The 2,126-nt window shown below is 46.8% G+C and carries 3 protein-coding genes and 1 tRNA gene; 1 reads left to right on the top strand and 3 read right to left on the bottom strand.

The genetic code is table 11. The annotated features are described in order from the left end of the window. Positions 1-271: HIT family protein (locus PsWM33_RS13695; RefSeq protein ID WP_153039947.1), on the top strand; the 271-nt coding region annotated here is incomplete at its 5' end. Between the two features lie 260 nt (positions 272-531). On the opposite strand, the gene PsWM33_RS13690 is transcribed toward PsWM33_RS13695, so the two are convergent. The 3 genes from PsWM33_RS13690 to PsWM33_RS13680 all read right to left on the bottom strand — a co-directional run. After that, positions 532-607 (bottom strand) — tRNA-Lys (locus PsWM33_RS13690). A gap of 150 nt (positions 608-757) precedes the next feature. Next, positions 758-1,828, bottom strand: coding sequence for a site-specific integrase (locus tag PsWM33_RS13685; protein WP_063300619.1), 1,071 nt, complete (start codon positions 1,826-1,828; stop codon positions 758-760). After that, positions 1,821-2,126, bottom strand: a 306-nt coding sequence (locus tag PsWM33_RS13680; RefSeq protein WP_063300618.1) for a helix-turn-helix transcriptional regulator, incomplete at its 5' end; no start/stop codon positions are given. The genes PsWM33_RS13680 and PsWM33_RS13685, both read right to left, overlap by 8 nt.

The raw sequence follows: 2,126 nt of genomic DNA, 5'->3' as shown, positions 1-2,126 counted from the left end.
CCTTATTCAATTCAATCGATCTGTCCATAAGGCGGCGACGAGGAACACTCGTGCTATCAAACACATATGCTTGATGTACAAAGAAAGACTGGGTATTACCGATATTCAGATTGTTTCTAGTAATGGCAAAGAAGCTCAGCAAGATGCTTTTCATACCCACTTTCATATCATGCCGCGTCATGAAGGGGATGGGCAAGATATCGTTTGGACTCCAGACCCAATGCTGTCTGCCAAAAATGAAGAGCTTTTAGCTCGTTTAAATGCGATTTAGTCGAGTCTGACAAACACTGACAATTAACTGTCAGCTACTATTTCACCAAACCTCATAGAAAGCCTCGCCTCTGACGGTTAGTGACGGCATTCACAGCTTTTCCAGTATTAAGTTGAAAGAGTATTTAGAGGGGCTAGGAGGGGTGAAATCACGCTTTCAAACGCGCTCATTTGCTTACATAGTGCTGACACGAAGCCTAAAATGCAAAAAGCTCCCAAGTAGGAGCTTTGCTAAACCTCTTTATATACCATGAGGTTAAATGGTGAGCCCGCACGGGTTCGAACCGTGGACCTACTGATTAAAAGTCAGTTGCTCTACCAGCTGAGCTACGGGCTCTCAGGCGCGTCTGGTGTAGTCGCTGCCTGTGAAGGGTCTTCTAAGGATTACAGGTATTTAGCGCAAGCGCTTTTTTTTGATTTTCCACACTGTGAGCTATTATGTTTTTGATTTTAAAAGTGGCTTTTTGTGTTTGGTTTACAGTTTTGTTCATGGTCGGTTCTGTTTGAGGCGGTTAATTGCAGCCGTCATCACTTCAGATCTAGTGACATATATTCTGCGAATCGATTGAACGTTTTCCAGCTTCCAGCCTACAAACTCTCCTATTTCCTGATCAGTAAAACCGGCCCTTATATAATTGGTTACAGCGGTGCCGCGCAGGTCGTGCAGGTTTTTGTTGATGCCTGTCTTTCCTCGTGCCTTGTCAAACATTGTTGAAAAGCCGTCTGGTGTGTATGGCCTGCCCCTGGAGTTACAGAGAAGTGTTGCGCTCTTGGTTGTTCGTGTGCGTCTGTAGGCTTTGGTGTTGTTTATAACTGCCCGTAATTCCGGGGTTACTGGTATTATAATTTCATTTCTCTTGTTAGATTTGGATGACCACCATTGAAGGTAATCGCCTTTGTCTGCGGTGGCTGGGATGTTGACTAAATCAGTTCGACGTAGCCCGGAATGAACGGCGAGTTCTAGAAGCAGTCTTGCGGGCATAGAGGCTGCTTTTAAGAGTGCTTCAATTTCTTCCGGCAACCAAATTATGTCAGCGCGATTGGAGGAATGCAGGTGTTTAATATTGCCCGCGCAATGGTCTGCAGTCTCGCCTTGATCTACGGCATAGTTTAATAGTCTCACCAACATTGAAAGGTGCATATCGGCTTGACGGGGCGTTTTTGAAAACCCTTGGTGCCATTGCTTAATGATCTTGCGCATGCGAGGTTCGCGGAATGCTTGCAGCGGGGCATTGTCAAAACGCTTTCTGATAGCGTCCAGTGACCTAAGATAATCACGCCTAGTGATCTGTTTTAGTGTCGTGAATTCGGTGGCCTGCATATAGTCAGTAACTAACCCGCCTATTTTCCCCTTGTTCCGTTGTGCGAGATCTTGCTTTTCTGCGTTCCGTGCATTCGCGAGAGCTGTTAAAAAATCCTCTGGAACCGGGTCCAAAACGGGGATTTTGTCGGATACCCAAAACCGGGGCCCGCCTCTGTAAGCATAGTAATTATATCGGGTTTGACCATTGGCAAGCGTCTTTTTGACCCTATGGATGCCTTTAAGTGATTTAAGCAACTTTGGAAACCTCGCTTAACCACCGATCAAAAGCCGTTTCCGGGGCTTCTGGTTCCTGTGAAACAATGCCGCTGAGCATGTCCAGGGCTTTATCTATTGCGAGTTTATCCCATCTGTGACTCTGTAGCAGTGCTTCCAGAAGGCGGCCGCTCTTTACCCACTTTGAAAATGTGCTGGGCTTCAAGCCGCAATAGTCTGCGGCCTGAGCCTTTGTCATAAGGCGAGGTGCTGGCTGCCCTTTGGGTCCTGTGGTCATGGGTGTGAATCGGCATGCAAAATTGACCCGGTTAGGTGGGTT

The sequence above is a fragment of the Pseudovibrio sp. WM33 genome (assembly GCF_001623165.1).
GTDB lineage: Bacteria > Pseudomonadota > Alphaproteobacteria > Rhizobiales > Stappiaceae > Pseudovibrio.
Note: the sequence above shows the minus strand (reverse complement) of the source record. Positions and strands in the feature narration are given on the sequence as shown.